General features: G+C 57.6%; 15 protein-coding genes and 1 tRNA gene. 9 read left to right on the top strand and 7 right to left on the bottom strand.

What is annotated here, in order from left to right; genetic code table 11:
• Positions 1–378: 378 nt before the first annotated feature.
• The gene (locus QZ766_RS11100; protein WP_297201692.1) at positions 379–1,359 is read right to left on the bottom strand and encodes a type IV pilus twitching motility protein PilT; all 981 of its coding nucleotides are present in this window, start codon (positions 1,357–1,359) and stop codon (positions 379–381) included.
• Positions 1,360–1,374: 15 nt separating this feature from the next.
• Between QZ766_RS11100 and QZ766_RS11095 the strand changes: the two genes are divergently transcribed.
• The 5 genes from QZ766_RS11095 to hemW are packed head-to-tail and all read left to right on the top strand — an operon-like array spanning position 1,375 to position 4,686.
• Positions 1,375–2,079: a YggS family pyridoxal phosphate-dependent enzyme gene (locus QZ766_RS11095; protein WP_297202310.1), complete on the top strand. Its 705-nt coding sequence runs from the start codon at positions 1,375–1,377 to the stop codon at positions 2,077–2,079.
• A gap of 21 nt (positions 2,080–2,100) precedes the next feature.
• Positions 2,101–2,667 (top strand): YggT family protein, encoded by a 567-nt coding sequence (locus tag QZ766_RS11090; protein WP_297201688.1) that lies wholly within the window; start codon positions 2,101–2,103, stop codon positions 2,665–2,667.
• Positions 2,664–2,975: a DUF167 family protein YggU gene (gene yggU / locus QZ766_RS11085; RefSeq protein WP_297201685.1), complete on the top strand. Its 312-nt coding sequence runs from the start codon at positions 2,664–2,666 to the stop codon at positions 2,973–2,975. Before QZ766_RS11090 ends, yggU begins: the two co-directional genes overlap by 4 nt.
• Positions 2,963–3,550: an XTP/dITP diphosphatase gene (locus tag QZ766_RS11080; RefSeq protein ID WP_297201682.1), complete on the top strand. Its 588-nt coding sequence runs from the start codon at positions 2,963–2,965 to the stop codon at positions 3,548–3,550. Before yggU ends, QZ766_RS11080 begins: the two co-directional genes overlap by 13 nt.
• Complete coding sequence (gene hemW, locus QZ766_RS11075) at positions 3,550–4,686, top strand: radical SAM family heme chaperone HemW (protein WP_297201679.1); 1,137 nt, start codon at positions 3,550–3,552, stop codon at positions 4,684–4,686. Before QZ766_RS11080 ends, hemW begins: the two co-directional genes overlap by 1 nt.
• A gap of 93 nt (positions 4,687–4,779) precedes the next feature.
• On the opposite strand, the gene QZ766_RS11070 is transcribed toward hemW, so the two are convergent.
• From QZ766_RS11070 to trmB, 3 genes are all read right to left on the bottom strand, one after another.
• A complete protein-coding gene (locus QZ766_RS11070) occupies positions 4,780–5,499 on the bottom strand; it encodes a DUF2884 domain-containing protein (protein WP_297201677.1) in 720 nt (239 codons plus the stop codon).
• Positions 5,500–5,799: 300 nt separating this feature from the next.
• Positions 5,800–6,126 (bottom strand): YggL family protein, encoded by a 327-nt coding sequence (locus tag QZ766_RS11065; protein ID WP_297201673.1) that lies wholly within the window; start codon positions 6,124–6,126, stop codon positions 5,800–5,802.
• Entirely contained in the window at positions 6,126–6,845 is a 720-nt protein-coding gene (gene trmB, locus QZ766_RS11060) for a tRNA (guanosine(46)-N7)-methyltransferase TrmB (RefSeq protein ID WP_297201672.1), read from the bottom strand. The genes QZ766_RS11065 and trmB overlap by 1 nt, the downstream gene beginning before the upstream one ends.
• Positions 6,846–6,989: 144 nt before the next feature.
• Here trmB and mutY point away from each other — a divergent pair, with 144 nt between their 5' ends.
• Genes mutY through mltC form a run of 3 tightly spaced genes read left to right on the top strand, consistent with a single transcriptional unit; the run spans position 6,990 to position 9,472 of the window.
• Positions 6,990–8,042, top strand: a complete 1,053-nt coding sequence (gene mutY, locus QZ766_RS11055) for an A/G-specific adenine glycosylase (protein WP_297201670.1) — start codon at positions 6,990–6,992, stop codon at positions 8,040–8,042.
• 24 nt (positions 8,043–8,066) lie between these two features.
• Positions 8,067–8,342 carry an oxidative damage protection protein gene (locus tag QZ766_RS11050; RefSeq protein WP_297201668.1) on the top strand — a complete coding sequence of 92 codons (276 nt, stop codon included), beginning with the start codon at positions 8,067–8,069 and terminating at the stop codon, positions 8,340–8,342.
• A 47-nt stretch (positions 8,343–8,389) separates the two neighbouring features.
• Entirely contained in the window at positions 8,390–9,472 is a 1,083-nt protein-coding gene (mltC, locus tag QZ766_RS11045; protein WP_297202308.1) for a membrane-bound lytic murein transglycosylase MltC, read from the top strand.
• Between the two features lie 38 nt (positions 9,473–9,510).
• Here mltC and QZ766_RS11040 read toward each other — a convergent pair whose 3' ends face one another.
• Complete coding sequence (locus QZ766_RS11040) at positions 9,511–11,652, bottom strand: ornithine decarboxylase (RefSeq protein ID WP_297201665.1); 2,142 nt, start codon at positions 11,650–11,652, stop codon at positions 9,511–9,513.
• Between the two features lie 524 nt (positions 11,653–12,176).
• Here QZ766_RS11040 and QZ766_RS11035 point away from each other — a divergent pair.
• A tRNA-Phe gene (locus QZ766_RS11035) sits at positions 12,177–12,252 on the top strand.
• A 182-nt stretch (positions 12,253–12,434) separates the two neighbouring features.
• Here QZ766_RS11035 and QZ766_RS11030 read toward each other — a convergent pair.
• Complete coding sequence (locus QZ766_RS11030; protein WP_297201662.1) at positions 12,435–13,436, bottom strand: site-specific integrase; 1,002 nt, start codon at positions 13,434–13,436, stop codon at positions 12,435–12,437.
• A 55-nt stretch (positions 13,437–13,491) separates the two neighbouring features.
• The gene (locus tag QZ766_RS11025; RefSeq protein ID WP_297201659.1) at positions 13,492–15,117 is read right to left on the bottom strand and encodes a TraI domain-containing protein; all 1,626 of its coding nucleotides are present in this window, start codon (positions 15,115–15,117) and stop codon (positions 13,492–13,494) included.
• Positions 15,118–15,183: the final 66 nt, after the last annotated feature.

The following is a 15,183-nucleotide window of genomic DNA, read 5'->3' as shown; positions in this document are numbered from 1 at the left end:
AGTTAAAGAACAAATAAGTGGGGGAAAAACCTTTTCACAGCCTTATTATGCGTATTAAGAATTTACCAGGAAAATTCTTAATCACGCAAGGAGAATAGAACGAATGTCTGACGGCTGTCAAAGATATATCACGAACGCTTACTGTTCATAAATCACTCACCTCAACCCGAGTTTTGAATTATCTACTTTTTTTGATGCCGGCGATGTTAATTTTATGTGTAATTCATTCACACGTGGAATTGAGTTCACCAGGACGCGGGAATTAATTAACACTGCATTCACAACGGCAAATTTAACTCTATTTATCCTGACGTTTCTTTTAATTACACCTGTAATTGCCACTCTACGTTATTTTATGAAAATTTATGTGCTCGCCCGCTACAGTACGCCGGCGGCCTGCCGCTGCTGGTAGTGCTGGCTGAAAGTCATCATCCCCGCCTGCTGGCCGGTTTGCATAATGCCGGGCAGCTGATGCGTCTTGCTTTCGCGTATCAGGTTCCCGACCGCGGGGGTGTTCACCAGCAGCTCGTACAGCGCCGCTCGCCCGCCGTGCCTGTCCGGCAGCAGCTTTTGCGCCAGCACCGCGCAGAGGCTGCCCGCAAGCTGGCTGCGCACCTGCTCTTTCTCTCCCGCAGGGAAAACATCAATCAGGCGCTCCACCGCCTGCGCGGCGCCCCGGGTGTGCAAAGTCGACATCACCAGGTGCCCGGTTTCAGCCGCGGTCAGCGCCAGGCGAATGGTTTGCGTATCGCGCAGCTCGCCGATCAAAATCACGTCAGGATCTTCCCGAAGGGCTACCCGCAGCCCGTCGGCAAATGAGGGGCAGTGGAGCCCTATCTCCCGCTGGTGGATAAGGCAGCGCTCGCTGCGGTGAATGAACTCCACCGGATCCTCCAGCGTCAGAATGTGCCCGTCGCGCAGGTGGTTGAGGTGATCCACCATCGCCGCAAGGGTAGTGGATTTTCCGCTGCCGGTAGCGCCGGTGACCAGAATCAGGCCGCTCGGCTCGTTGAGAAGCTCGGTTAGCGCCGCGGGAACGCCCAGATCGGGAAGCGCTGGACAGCGCTCGGGCAGCAGCCTGAGCACCAGCGAAAAGCCCCGCGCGTGGTGGAACGCGCTGGCGCGCAGCCGCCGCCCGCTCGCCAGCTCAACCGCAAAATCGCACTGCTGCTGCATCTGCCACTGCTGGCGATGCTTTTCATTCAGCCAGCCCTGCATCAGGGCCGCCAGATCCGGCGGCGGAAACGGCGCGGGTTCGAGGCTTCCCCGCCGCCGCCAGCGCGCCGGTCCGGTGCAGCACAGGTGTAGATCCGAGACGTTATGCTTTACACTAAGGGCCACTATTTCTTCAATATCCATATCATCACCCTACATATGAACGACATTGCGCATAACCTGGCACAGGTCCGGGACAAAATCTCAACGGCGGCGGCCCTTTGCGGCCGGGATCCGCAAGAAATTACGCTGCTTGCAGTGAGTAAAACGAAACCTGCGAGCGCCATAGCAGACGCTATCGCCGCCGGGCAGCGCGCGTTTGGCGAGAACTATGTGCAGGAAGGCGTGGATAAAATTCGCTATTTCAGCGAGGCGAGCCCGCACGCGCTGCAGTGGCACTTTATCGGCCCGCTGCAGTCGAACAAGAGCCGCCTGGTGGCGGAGCACTTTGACTGGTGCCACACCATCGATCGCCTGCGCATCGCCAGCCGCCTCAGCGAGCAGCGCCCGGCAAGCCTGCCGCCGCTCAACGTCCTGATTCAGGTAAACATTAGCGATGAAGAGAGCAAATCCGGGATTGTACCTGAAGAAGTGGACGCGCTGGCCGAGCAGGTTGCGGCGCTGCCGGGCCTGTGCCTGCGCGGGCTGATGGCGATCCCGGCCCCGGAACATGAGTATCAAACACAGTTTGCCGTCGCTCAACAAATGGCGGTAGCATTTGCACGCCTCAAAGCGCGCTATGCCTCTGTCGACACCCTCTCCCTGGGCATGTCAGACGACATGGAAGCCGCCATTGCAGCGGGCAGTACGATGGTTCGTATCGGTACCGCCATTTTCGGCGCCCGCGATTACACAAAACAATAAATAAGGAAACTGAGGAACGCCATGAAGACGTTGACCTTCCTGCTCTCTACGGTAATTGAGCTCTACACCATGATTGTCCTGCTGCGGGTCTGGATGCAGTGGGCCCGCTGTGATTTTTATAACCCTTTCTCGCAGTTTGTGGTGAAAGCCACCCAGCCGATTGTCGGCCCGCTGCGCAAGGTTATTCCCGCAATGGGCCCCATCGACAGCGCCTCGCTACTGGTGGCGTTTGTTCTTTGCGTGCTGAAAGCCATCGCGCTGTTTATGGTGATTACATTTCAGCCGATCATCTGGATCTCTGCGGTCCTTATTCTGGTTAAAACTATCGGCCTGCTGATCTTCTGGGTGCTGATGCTGATGGCCATTATGAGCTGGGTCAGCCGCGGCCGCAGCCCGGTGGAGTTTGTACTGATGCAGCTGGCCGATCCGCTGCTGCGCCCGATCCGCAGGCTGCTGCCGTCCATGGGCGGTATTGATTTCTCGCCGATGGTGCTGGTTCTGCTGCTGTACGCGGTGAATATGGGCATCGGCGAGCTGCTGCAGGCAACCGGTAATATTTTACTGCCGGGGCTGTGGATGGCGCTATGAGTGCCGTTGCACCCTGCGCTGACGGGCTGGTGCTGCGGCTGTACATTCAGCCAAAGGCCAGCCGCGACAGCATCGTTGGCGTTCACGGCGAGGAACTGAAAGTCGCCATTACCGCCCCGCCGGTAGACGGCCAGGCCAATGCCCACCTGACGAAGTTTTTGGCCAAGCAGTTTCGGGTCGCCAAAAGCCAGGTGATCATCGAAAAGGGCGAACTTGGCCGCCACAAGCAGGTAAAAGTTCTGCATCCGCAGCAAATACCGTCCGTTATTGAAGCCCTTACCATTCAGGAAGCTCCATGCAAAAAGTAGTTCTGGCGACCGGCAACGCCGGCAAAGTGCGCGAGCTGGCCTCGCTGCTCAATGATTTTGGCTTTGACGTAGTGGCGCAAACGGCGCTGAATGTCGAATCCGTTGAAGAGACCGGCCTGACCTTTATTGAAAACGCGATCCTGAAAGCGCGCCACGCGGCGAAAGTCACCGGCCTGCCCGCGATTGCTGACGACTCCGGGCTGGCGGTGGACGCCCTCGGCGGCGCGCCGGGGATCTACTCCGCGCGCTACGCCGGCGAAGAGGCCAGCGACGAGCAGAACCTGCAAAAACTGCTGGTGGCGCTCGACGATGTTCCCGACGCCCGCCGCGGCGCGCAGTTCCACTGCGTGCTGGTTTACCTGCGCCATGCGGACGATCCAACGCCGCTGGTGTGCCACGGCGCCTGGCCCGGCGTGATTACCCGCCAGCCGGCGGGCAGCGGCGGCTTCGGCTACGATCCTATCTTCTTCGTGCCTTCAGAAGGCAAAACTGCCGCCGAGCTGAGCCGGGAAGAGAAAATCGCCATTTCCCACCGCGGGAAAGCGCTGAAACTGCTGCTGGAAGCCCTGCGTTAATGAGCGTGCTACCTCCCCTGAGCCTCTATATTCACATTCCCTGGTGCGTACAGAAGTGCCCGTACTGCGATTTTAACTCCCACGCCCTGAAGGGCGAGGTGCCCCACGACGACTACGTCCAGCACCTGCTGGCGGATCTTGATGCAGACGCCGCTTACGCCCAGGGCCGGGAAGTGGCGACGATTTTCATCGGCGGCGGCACCCCGAGCCTGCTCTCCGGGGCCGCAATGCAGACCCTGCTCGACGGCGTTCGCGCCCGACTGCGCCTGGCAGCGGATGCGGAGATCACCATGGAGGCCAACCCCGGCACCGTGGAGGCCGACCGCTTTATCGAGTATCAGCGGGCCGGCGTGAACCGTATCTCCATCGGCGTACAGAGCTTTAGCGAGCCGAAACTGAAGCGGCTGGGGCGCATTCACGACGCCGGTGAAGCAAAGCGCGCCGCGCGGCTGGCTGACGGCCTCGGGCTGCGCAGCTTTAACCTCGATCTGATGCACGGCCTGCCGGACCAGACGCTGGACGAAGCCCTTGACGATCTGCGCCAGGCTATTGCCCTCAGCCCGCCGCATCTCTCCTGGTATCAGCTCACCATTGAGCCGAATACGCTGTTTGGCTCACGCCCGCCGGTGCTGCCGGACGACGACGCTCTGTGGGATATTTTCGAGCGTGGCCACCAGTTGCTGACCGCCGCAGGCTACCAGCAGTATGAAACCTCGGCCTATGCGAAGCCGGGCTACCAGTGCCAGCACAATCTGAACTACTGGCGCTTCGGCGATTACCTCGGTATCGGCTGCGGGGCGCACGGTAAAATCACCTTCCCGGACGGGCGGATCCTGCGCACCGCCAAAACGCGCCATCCGCGCGGATTTATGGAAGGCCGCTATCTGGAGCGCCAGCACGACGTGGCCGACGCCGACAAGCCGTTTGAGTTCTTTATGAACCGCTTCCGCCTGCTGGAGCCCGCGCCGCGCGCCGAGTTTGCGGCATTTACCGGGCTGGACGAGTCGGTCATTCGTCCGCAAATCGACGCGGCGCTGGCGCAGGGCTATCTTACGGAAAGCGCCGAGTGCTGGCAGATAACCGAGCACGGGAAGCTTTTTCTCAACTCGCTGCTGGAACTGTTCCTCGCAGAATAACCGCCATTCGGACGGGCTCTCCCGATTCTACAAACGAAAAAAAAGCGCAGAGGCGATCTGCGCTTTTTGCGTTTATTCAGGCGTGGTCGGGCGCTATTTCAGGCTGCCCACCAGCGTTTTGCGGCTCTGTTCCAGAGAGACCACGCGGTTGCACACGTCTTTGCCGAACTGCTGGAAGTCGGCTTCCTGATTCTTCCACTCGTTCTGCACCGCGGTCTGCAGGCCGCCCATGCTGCCAAGAATACCTTCCAGCGGGTTGCTGCCGCCTTTGGTCGCCGCCTTGATGCCCATTTCGTTGATGCTGTCCTGCAGCAGGCCGCCCATCGCCTGATTGACCAGCGTCTGGCCGTCGGCCCGCACCTGCTCAACGCCGCGGTGGTGGAAGGTCAGGCCGTCGGTGCGGTGCTCGATAATGCGGTTCATCTGGGTTTTCAGCTGCGCGTCCAGCTTAGTCAGGCGGCTGTGCATATTGCTGCTGGCGCCCACCTGCTCGGTGATGATGCGATCCAGCGCGGCGCGGCTTTTATCCACGCGGGCGCGGGCGCCCTCGTCAATCCACGGCAGCGCGGCGCGCAGGGCGGTCTGATAATCTTTTGCCTGCTCGCGCTGGGCGGCGCTCAGGGTGTATTGCTTCCCGTTATAGGTGACGTTACCTTCCGGGGTGATCACCAGATCGCCGTTCTCCCCTTTGACCTGCACGGTTTGCGGGTTGAGGATCACATCGTCGCGGGGATTGACGCTGCACTGATAGTCCGCCTGGGCGGCAAAAGCCGACAGCGCTAAGGTCGCTGCCAGCAAGGATTTGCGCATCATAGAAACTCCTGTAAAGACAAAACGGGCCAGCGATTGCTGGCCCTTAGCTACCCTGAATCATTCGAGCGACATGCTGGCGGCCGGTGGGTAAATCCCGGAAAGCTCACTCAAGGCAGTAACCGGAGTGGGCTAACGCAGCAGCGCGCATGCAGCCTGAAGTATGAGGGGTATACCCTAAATAATTCGAGTTGCTTGAAGGCGGCAAGAGAGTGAATCCCCGGGAGCTTACTGGAGTAAGTGACCGGGGTGAGCGAGCGCAGCCAACGCACAAGCAGCTTGAAGTATGACGGGTATAGGTACTTAGTCCCACCAGACGTCAAAAAGTTCGCTGGTGCGCACCTCTTCGAATTTCTTTTCTTCCAGCCAGCTGCGCACCGCGGCCTGATGGGCTTCGGTGCACTTGCCGATCTCCTGCATGCAGATAAGCCCTTCCCAGGCCAGATATCCGCTGCCGTCAAAGGCAAGGCCGTTGGGCTCAATCACTTCATTAATGAAGTCATCGACGGTTTTATCGATCTCTGCTTCGCTGGTGCCTTCCGGGAAGCGCCACGCGACGGAGAAACCTAATTCCTGAAACTCGTCGATATGCATTTTTTTACGCAAGCGACGGCTGCGGTTCTTGGCCATTATTTTACCCTCTCGAACATTAAGTCCCATACGCCGTGGCCCAGACGCTGGCCACGCTGTTCAAATTTGGTTACCGGACGCGAGTCCGGGCGCGGCACGTAGTCGCCGGTGCCTGACTGGTTTTTATAGCCGTCCAGTCCGGACATCACTTCCAGCATATGCTCGGCGTAGGCTTCCCAGTCGGTCGCCATGTGGAAGACGCCGCCCAGCTTGAGCTTGCTTTTCACCAGTTCGGCAAACGGCGGCTGCACGATGCGGCGCTTGTTGTGGCGCGCCTTGTGCCACGGATCCGGGAAAAAGAGCTGTACCATGGTCAGCGAATTGTCGGGAATCATGGTGTGCAGCACTTCCACCGCGTCGTGGCACATCACGCGCAGGTTCTCAACGCCCTCTTCGTGGGCGGAGGCCAGGCAGGCGCCGACGCCGGGGGAGTGTACCTCAATGCCGAGGAAATTCTGGTCCGGACGTGCCTTCGCCATTGCCACCAGCGATGCGCCCATGCCGAAGCCAATCTCCAGCGTCGCCGGGCCCGGGCGGCCAAACAGCAATTCCAAATCAAGCGGCTCGCCGCTGAACTCAACGCCCATCACCGGCCAGTAGTGGTCCAGCGCGTGCTGCTGACCTTTGGTCAGGCGGCCCTGACGGCGGACAAAGCTGCGAATGCGGCGCAGCGGGCGACCGTTTTCATCAAAATCCGGTGAAATGACGTCGTTATTCATAAAAATTCAGTCTGCTCAGAGTATGTTCGGGAAAGGGGGCATTATCCAAAGTTAGGCAGAGTATGCAAGCGCGGCAAAGATCCGGTTTACAGCCCGGGACCGCTGTGCTGCAATCTGCCTCCCTGATACAGCGATTCGGTAGCTATGCAAGCCTCTCAATTCTCAGCCCAGGTGCTGGACTGGTACGATAAATATGGTCGCAAGACCCTCCCCTGGCAAATTGAAAAAACGCCTTACAAAGTCTGGCTCTCCGAGGTGATGCTGCAGCAGACGCAGGTCGCAACCGTCATCCCCTATTTCGAGCGCTTTATGGCCCGCTTTCCTACGGTGAGCGATCTGGCCAAAGCGCCTCTCGATGAGGTGCTGCACCTGTGGACCGGGCTCGGCTACTACGCCCGCGCCCGCAATCTGCACAAAGCGGCGCAGCAGGTCGCCACCCAGCACGGCGGCAAATTCCCGGAAAACTATGACCAGGTCGCCGACTTGCCGGGCGTGGGGCGCTCCACCGCCGGGGCGATTCTCTCACTCTCTCTGGGCAAGCATTTTCCGATCCTCGACGGTAACGTTAAGCGGGTGCTGGCCCGCTGCTACGCGGTGGCGGGCTGGCCGGGTAAAAAAGAGGTGGAAAATCGCCTGTGGCAGCTGAGCGAGGCGGTTACGCCGGCAAAAGGCGTCGAGCGCTTCAACCAGGCAATGATGGATCTCGGGGCGATGGTCTGCACCCGCTCGAAGCCCAAATGCGAGCTGTGCCCGCTGAACAACGGCTGCGTGGCGTATGCCAACAGCAGCTGGGCCGAATACCCGGGGAAAAAACCGAAGCAGACGCTGCCGGAACGGGTCGGATATTTCCTGATTATGCAGCACGACGACGAGGTGCTTTTGCTCCAGCGCCCCCCCAGCGGCCTGTGGGGCGGGCTGTTCTGCTTCCCGCAGTTCGCCAGCGAGGAGGAGCTGCGCCAGTGGCTGGCGCAGCGGCAAATTCCGGCTACGCTTCTTAGCCAGCAGACCGCTTTTCGTCATACCTTCAGCCACTTCCATCTGGATATTGTGCCGATGTTGCTGCGCGTGCCCTCCTTCTCCTCATGCATGGATGATGGCAGCGCTCTCTGGTATAACTTAGCGCAGCCGCCCTCCGTAGGGCTGGCAGCCCCGGTGGAGCGTCTGCTACAGCAGCTACGCGCCGGCGCGCTGGCATGAGTGACGACTAAAAGAGGAATACACATGAGCAGAACCATTTTTTGTACCTTCCTGCAGAAAGAGGCAGAGGGTCAGGACTTTCAGCTATACCCGGGCGAGATCGGCAAACGCATCTATAACGAGATCTCGAAAGAGGCCTGGGCGCAGTGGCAGCACAAGCAGACCATGCTCATTAACGAGAAAAAACTCAATATGATGAACGTCGAGCACCGCAAGCTGCTGGAGCAGGAGATGATTAACTTCCTGTTCGAAGGCAAAGATGTGCATATTGAAGGCTTCACGCCGCCAGAGAAACAGTAAGGGCTTCGCGGCCCCCTCATTCACCCCCAACACGCACTCCCGGAATGATGAAAAAATTATTCGCGCTGGCTTTAATTGCGCCGTTGCTTGTTTCGTGTTCAGGACATAAAAAACAGGGCGAAGCCTGGAATGAAGCCTGGGATAAGGACACCAACGGTTTTGATATTCTGATGGGCCAGTTTGCCCACAACATCGAAAATATCTGGGGGTACAAAGAAGTTCTGGTCGCCGGGCCGAAAGACTATGTGAAATACAGCGATCAGTATTACACCCGCAGCCACATTAACTTTGACGCCGGTACGATCACCTTCGAAACCATCGCCGGAACAGATCCCGCTGGCCATCTGCGCAAGACGATCATTAAAACCCTGCTGATGGGCGACGATCCGGGCTCGGTGGATCTCTATTCCGACGCGGACGACATTCAGATCTCGAAAGAGCCGTTCCTGTACGGTCAGGTGGTGGATAACACCGGCCACGCCATCCGCTGGCAGGGCCGCGCCGCGAACTATGCCGACTGGCTGCTGCAGCACCGACTGATGCGCCGCAACAGCGGGCTGCACATTATCTACAGCGTCACCATTAATCTGGTGCCGAACCACCTCGACAAGCGCGCGCATAAATACATCGGCATGGTGCGCCAGTCGGCGCACAAGTACGGCGTGGACGAGTCGCTGATTCTGGCGATTATGCAGACCGAATCCTCCTTCAACCCGTACGCGGTGAGCAATGCCGACGCGTTGGGGCTGATGCAGGTGGTGCAGCATACCGCCGGGAAAGACGTGTTTCGCTCCCAGGGCAAATCGGGGACGCCGAGCCGCAGCTATCTGTTCGACCCCGCCAGCAATATTGATACCGGCACCGCCTATCTGGCGATGCTCAACAACATCTATCTGGGCGGGATCAGCAACCCAACCTCGCGCCGCTACGCGGTGATCACCGCCTACAACGGCGGCGCGGGCAGCGTGCTGCGCGTATTCTCCAGCGATAAAGTGCAGGCGGCTAACATCATTAACAGCATGGCGCCGGGCGACGTTTATCAGACGCTGACGACCCGCCATCCTTCCGCCGAGTCGCGCCGCTATCTGTATAAAGTGAACAACACTCAGAAAGCCTATCGCCGCAAATAGTCCGCCAGCGCGGGGCCCGCTGCGGGCCCCGCGTTTCTTTACTGCGCTTTCAGTACGTTAGCGTAAAGGCGGTTGATGCCGTCGGCATCTTTCTCCTGATAAACCCCCTGCAGCTCGGGTGAAAAACCGGGCAGCAGGTTAACCCCTTCTTCCAGCGCCAGAAAATAGCGCAGCACCGCCCCGCCCCACACTTCACCAGGCACCGCGCAGAGTACGCCCGGCGGATACGGCAGCGCGCCCTCAGCGGCAATGCGTCCTTCGGCATCGCGCAGGCGCACCAGATCGACGTTACCGCGAATAAACTCGACGTTGGCCTCCTGCGGATCCTTCGCCACCGACGGGAAGCTGGCCTTGCGGAACATCGCTTTTTGCAGCCCCTTCACGTCATAGCTGACGTACAGGTCGTGCATCTGCTGGCAGAGCTGGCGGATGGTGTAGTCGCGATAGCGCAGCGGATACTTGTTGTAGACCGACGGCAGCACTTCCGCGAGCGGCGTATCGTTTTCGATGTGCTGCTCGAAGCGGGCCAGCATCGCCACCAGATAAGCGATCTTCTCCGGGCTTTCCGCCGGGGTCAGCAGGAACAGGATCGAGTTGAGATCGCACTTCTCCGGCACGATGCCGTTTTCCCGCAGGTAGTGGGCGAGGATCGTCGCCGGGATGCCAAACTCCGCGTACTCTCCGGTTTGCGCGTCGATCCCCGGCGTCGTCAGCAGCAGCTTGCAGGGATCGACAAAGTACTGCTCCGGGGCGTAGCCCTCAAAGCCGTGCCAGCGCTCCCCGGCGCCAAAGCTGAAGAAGCGGCGCTCGCGGGCAATCTGCTCGGTAGGATGATCCTGCCAGGACTTGCCGTCCACCTGCGGCGGAACAAAGGGCGCGATCATCCGGCAGCGGTCGAGGATCGCCTTGCGGGCGTCGATGCCGAGAGTGACGCACTCTGCCCACAGCCGGCGGCCGCTCTCCCCTTCGTGAATTTTAGCGTTCACGTCGAGGGCGGCAAACAGCGGATAGAACGGGCTGGTGGAGGCATGCAGCATGTAGGCGTTATTCAGGCGCTTGTAAGGGCAGAACCGCGCCTGGCCGCGAATGTGGTTATCTTTTTTGTGGATCTGCGAGGTCTGGGAGAAGCCCGCCTGCTGCTTGTGCACCGACTGGGTGACAAAAATGCCCGGATCGTTCTCATTAAGATCGAGCAGCAGCGGCGAGCAGTCGGCCATCATCGGGATAAATTGCTCGTAGCCGACCCACGCCGAGTCGAACAGGATGTAGTCGCAAAGGTGGCCGATTTTATCCACCACCTGGCGGGCGTTGTAGACCGTGCCGTCGTAGGTGCCAAGCTGGATCACCGCCAGCCGGAAAGGGCGCGCCTCGCCCGCTTTGTGCGGCGCCACTTCATCAATCAGCGTGCGCAGGTACGCCTCATCAAAGCAGTGCGCGTCAATGCCGCCGATAAAGCCGAACGGATTGCGCGCGGCTTCCAGATATACCGGCGTCGCCCCCGCCTGCAGCAGCGCGCCGTGGTGGTTGGACTTGTGGTTGTTGCGGTCAAACAGCACCAGATCGCCGCGGGTCAGCAGCGCGTTGGTGACCACTTTATTCGCCGCCGAGGTGCCGTTGAGCACAAACCAGGTTTTATCCGCGTTAAATACCCGGGCGGCGTGTTTCTGGGCGTGCTTCGCGGCACCTTCGTGGATCAGCAGATCCCCGAGCTTAACGTCGGCGTTACACATGTCGGCACGAAAGAGGTTTTCACCGAAAAATTCGAAGAACTGCCGGCCGGCCGGGTGCTTCTTAAAGAAGGCGCCGTGCTGGTGGCCCGGGCAGGCAAAGGTGCTGTTGTTCATCTCGACATACTGCACCAGCGTATCGAAGAACGGCGGCAGCAGCGTCTCTTCGTAGCGGCGGGCGGCGGCTTCAAGCTCCAGCCACTGCTGGACGCTGCCGTTCATCACCATATCCACGCCGTTCGGGGCGATAATGTCGTCATCGCTGAACAGAAACACCGGCAGATTAAAGCCCGTACGCTTGAGCAGCGTCAGCAGCCCGCTGCGGCTGTCGGCGGCGGTGATGACCACGGCGGCCACGTCGGTAAAGTCAGTCTCATCAAGCCGTACAACCTGGCGGTGGGTGCTCAGGCGGGAAACCAGCTCCACGCTGGCGGCAATGTGCATCAATTTCATAAGCGCGAATACCCAAATTCGGGATGTGAATGACCCGGGCGGCATCTCGGCCTGCCCGTCACTGTTCGTGGTCCGACTGGTAGCCAGCTCCGGCCGCGAGACATCAGTAAAAGCAGACTGCTTCTGATTTTACTGCTGGCCTGCAGTGAGCCTGTGGTGCCCTCACCGCATGGTGAGAAGGGAGAAACGCGGGGAACGACGCAGGGCGACAGCGCGCGGCGGTATAGCGAATAACATGCGGCATCTCCCGTTCGTGAAGGTGAAAATTCGCGCAATAATGGCAGTTTTCACCCCGGCGCGCAAGGCGAAATGGCCTGTCGGGGACAGGCGAGGATAGAGATTATCTGCCGGGGGGAGGTAGCGCGCCTGGTATGCTTTTGCAGGGGTGAAAATGACCGTCAGCCGCGCTTTTTATCCTGAAACGGCTGTTTTTTCGCTGATGTGGCGAGAGATTGCGCAGTCCGCAGTGAAAACAATAAATTTCGTTGACGAGGTGCGGCGATTAAGGTTTAATGCGCCCCGTTGCCCGGATAGCTCAGTCGGTAGAGCAGGGGATTGAAAATCCCCGTGTCGGTGGTTCGATTCCGCCTCCGGGCACCACTATTCGAAGCACGCTGGTCAGAGGTGAGAAAACTGACGGGCGTTTAACGGGAGTGGTACTTGTTGATGTTGATCCTCACATCAGCATACATCAAGAAGTTACCCTCTCGATTAGGGAGCCTGTTTGCGGCAGGCTCCCTTTTCTCGATCACTGTGAATAATTACAATGGCGTGACTGAATGTCAACCATTGTAAAACATCTCTTCAGCCTTATCAGTGTAAAGTGCCATTTCCTTTTCCAGCGCCTGGCTCACAATATCCATACTGATATCAACGTATTCCATTGTTGTGCTCACATTACGATGCCCCAACAATCCTTTAACCAGTTGCAGGTTTCGTTCAGGTGAGCTCATCAGTGTTGTGGCTAGCGTATGCCTGAACCGATGGGGTGAGATGTCAAATCCGCACTCTTTTGAGAGACGTCGGAAAAATGAACGTAATGGCTGCAGCGAGGGCTTTTCAGAAAGAGATGCCCTGTCAGCAGGCGAAGACACGAATCTCTCATAATGAAACAGCGCGTCATTGTTGCCGGCACCGCAGTCTCTTGCACGTTGCAGCAATCCCTCCAGGCGCGGACGTAAATGGCTGACAACGGGTACCCGCCACTCACGATAGGTTTTGCTGCCTTCTGTTCTCAGCTCAATCCAGCCATCCTCAAGACAGACGTCTTTCAGACGAATGTGCAGCAATTGATTCTGGCGCATCCCTGTGTAACGCAGCGTGTCCAGAACTGCCAGCCAGTACCACACAGGGCGTAATGCACACTTTGATTCGGACATTTGTTCAGAAGAAAACTGCTGCATGGTCAGCCAGATCTTTGTCATCTGGTTTTTGGTGAGCGTCTTTTTCCTTTTCTTGTCATGTTTAACCGAAACGCCGCTGAAGGGATTTTTTGTAAAGTCCGTCAGTTGAGAAGTAATGGCAAAATTATACAGTGCGCGCATGTGAGTGACCTTATTGTTCCAGGTATGTGCTGACAGGCCCTGTTTTTTTAATACGTGTCTTCGCCACTCAAGTACTTCACGACTGGTTATGCTGTAAGGTGCCCGCGCTTCCCCGATATGCTTTCTGAACCCGCGAACCACTTTCTGATAACTCCATTCTGTATCTTCACGTAGCGACTTACAGAAAAAATATTCATCCAGAAGTTCTTTCCATAGCCAGTCAGCGTTCATTTCGTTCATTTTACATTCCTCTCAAAGTTACAGATACGCACCAGATGTCAGACCGCGATTACGGTCAGGGAAACAAAAGGAACTGACTGTCCTGAGGGATTGTCTTTCTGAATACCTGTCTGCTTTTAACCAGATAGCCTTTCATCCGTTTAAACTTGCCTGATTTATCGGGGGTATCGAACAACTGAGCGAAGTAAAACCTCCTGTTATCCCTACGTTTATGTAAATTAAGTTGCTCAAAAGACGACTGAACTTTCTCCCGATTATCTGTGGAGCCGGTGGCCTTAAGGTAGTCAAAAAAAATGCCGGGGACAGGTAAAAAGACGTAACCGGCAATAATGTGAACTTTGTCATCTTTACCATTAAAAGCGATCTCCCCCCGGTTGATCCCTTCCCGAAGCCAGTCAAAAAAACGCGTTCCTTCCACTTCTTCAGTACCGCTGACTGCCCCGGATGCGGAATGTAATCTTTCATCACATTTGTTAACAAAGGCAACCGCAGAATGTTCTGAGTTTTCCTCTGTGAAATGACTGTCTGAACTTTCAGAAAATTCAGTATTTTCAATGGGGTATGATGGAGAATTTTTTTCGTTTTCAGAAAAGGGCTGTTCAGGTAAAGCCTCACTGCTATCACCGTCTGTTGCCATTTTTTCCGGTACTTCAAACAGAGATAAAAGCGCGTCAGTGTCGTCAGCAACTGCCGTCATTACTGTCTCGTTGGCAGGGCTTTCTGATCCGGAATCTCTGAGGTCCTCTGACAAAAGGCTGTCAGTTTGAGAAGCCGGCTCAATACTGGAAGCAAGATCAAAAATTGCCGGAGCCGCTAAAGCATCTGTCGTATTCGTATCTGATTGTTGAGAAGAAACGTCCGGGGATGAAATCGAAGTGTGTATCGTCTGAACGGTGGTTTTATCTTCAGATAGTCCACCTGCTAAGGTATTTACTACTTCGTCAGTCTTTGACTCTATCAGAGGAGAATCTGTTTTCTCTGCAGCCTGCTTCATCAGGCTGCGTATCAATGGCATGCCCGGATGCTGATTCCAGAGTGCGCCGGCAAGGTTGCCCAGCGCCCCGGGATTCTCTGCCAGCCAGCCCGTTGCCTCTGCCGGCATAAGTTGCCCGGCGGCAAGCGCCGCAAACGCTGATGCGTTCTCTGCCTCCCGGAACCGGAAACGATAAGGCGAGTCCGGAACGGTCATTCCCGGAAGCCAGCTTTTACCGTCAAGCAGCTCCCCCTCCAGAGTCGCAAGAAGAGGCAGGTGCCAGAACAGCGCCGACCAGTAAATCACCGCATTCCACATCACATTCTGCGCTGCCTGCTCTTCCGGTGCCGCGCCGGGGGGGAACATGTACCCTTTTGCCAGCCTGACCGCACAGGTCGTGAACTGCAACGTAAGGTCGCCAAAACCGTCTGACTGTGACCACCTTCCCTGCTGCGTAGCCGGCACATTCTGTACCCTGGCTAACAAACCATTCAGAGGTGCCAAATAGAGGCGCTGAAACAGGTCTGCGGGCAGAGAGCAGTTCTCCCATATCTGCTGCAGGCAGGTTTTTCGTAATGGGCTGGCGCACATCATGCCAGCTCCGCGCGGAGCGTGGTAGCCGACGGGCGTGACTGTGGATATATGATGTAGTGCTTCTGGTTCGCCTTTTGAAAACAGAGACCTCAGGGTCCGGATTCTGCTGAGCATGGTGTTCTCCTGGTACAGGGCTGCTCAGTGTTATGACACTCCCTGCGCCACACCATAAAAAACCAG

The organism is uncultured Pluralibacter sp. (genome assembly GCF_913775985.1).
In the GTDB taxonomy this organism is placed as follows: Bacteria; Pseudomonadota; Gammaproteobacteria; order Enterobacterales; family Enterobacteriaceae; genus Pluralibacter.
The sequence above is the reverse complement of the archived record's forward strand: the minus strand, read 5'-3'. Positions and strand labels throughout refer to the sequence as shown.

Bases quoted from the DNA above. Each gene is read 5' to 3' on its own strand.
- QZ766_RS11100 (WP_297201692.1), bottom strand. From the start codon at position 1,359: ATGGATATTGAAGAAATAGTGGCCCTTAGTGTAAAGCATAACGTCTCG.
- QZ766_RS11095 (WP_297202310.1), top strand. From the start codon at position 1,375: ATGAACGACATTGCGCATAACCTGGCACAGGTCCGGGACAAAATCTCA.
- QZ766_RS11090 (WP_297201688.1), top strand. From the start codon at position 2,101: ATGAAGACGTTGACCTTCCTGCTCTCTACGGTAATTGAGCTCTACACC.
- yggU (WP_297201685.1), top strand. From the start codon at position 2,664: ATGAGTGCCGTTGCACCCTGCGCTGACGGGCTGGTGCTGCGGCTGTAC.
- QZ766_RS11080 (WP_297201682.1), top strand. From the start codon at position 2,963: ATGCAAAAAGTAGTTCTGGCGACCGGCAACGCCGGCAAAGTGCGCGAG.
- hemW (WP_297201679.1), top strand. From the start codon at position 3,550: ATGAGCGTGCTACCTCCCCTGAGCCTCTATATTCACATTCCCTGGTGC.
- QZ766_RS11070 (WP_297201677.1), bottom strand. From the start codon at position 5,499: ATGATGCGCAAATCCTTGCTGGCAGCGACCTTAGCGCTGTCGGCTTTT.
- QZ766_RS11065 (WP_297201673.1), bottom strand. From the start codon at position 6,126: ATGGCCAAGAACCGCAGCCGTCGCTTGCGTAAAAAAATGCATATCGAC.
- trmB (WP_297201672.1), bottom strand. From the start codon at position 6,845: ATGAATAACGACGTCATTTCACCGGATTTTGATGAAAACGGTCGCCCG.
- mutY (WP_297201670.1), top strand. From the start codon at position 6,990: ATGCAAGCCTCTCAATTCTCAGCCCAGGTGCTGGACTGGTACGATAAA.
- QZ766_RS11050 (WP_297201668.1), top strand. From the start codon at position 8,067: ATGAGCAGAACCATTTTTTGTACCTTCCTGCAGAAAGAGGCAGAGGGT.
- mltC (WP_297202308.1), top strand. From the start codon at position 8,390: ATGAAAAAATTATTCGCGCTGGCTTTAATTGCGCCGTTGCTTGTTTCG.
- QZ766_RS11040 (WP_297201665.1), bottom strand. From the start codon at position 11,652: ATGAAATTGATGCACATTGCCGCCAGCGTGGAGCTGGTTTCCCGCCTG.
- QZ766_RS11030 (WP_297201662.1), bottom strand. From the start codon at position 13,436: ATGAACGAAATGAACGCTGACTGGCTATGGAAAGAACTTCTGGATGAA.
- QZ766_RS11025 (WP_297201659.1), bottom strand. From the start codon at position 15,117: ATGCTCAGCAGAATCCGGACCCTGAGGTCTCTGTTTTCAAAAGGCGAA.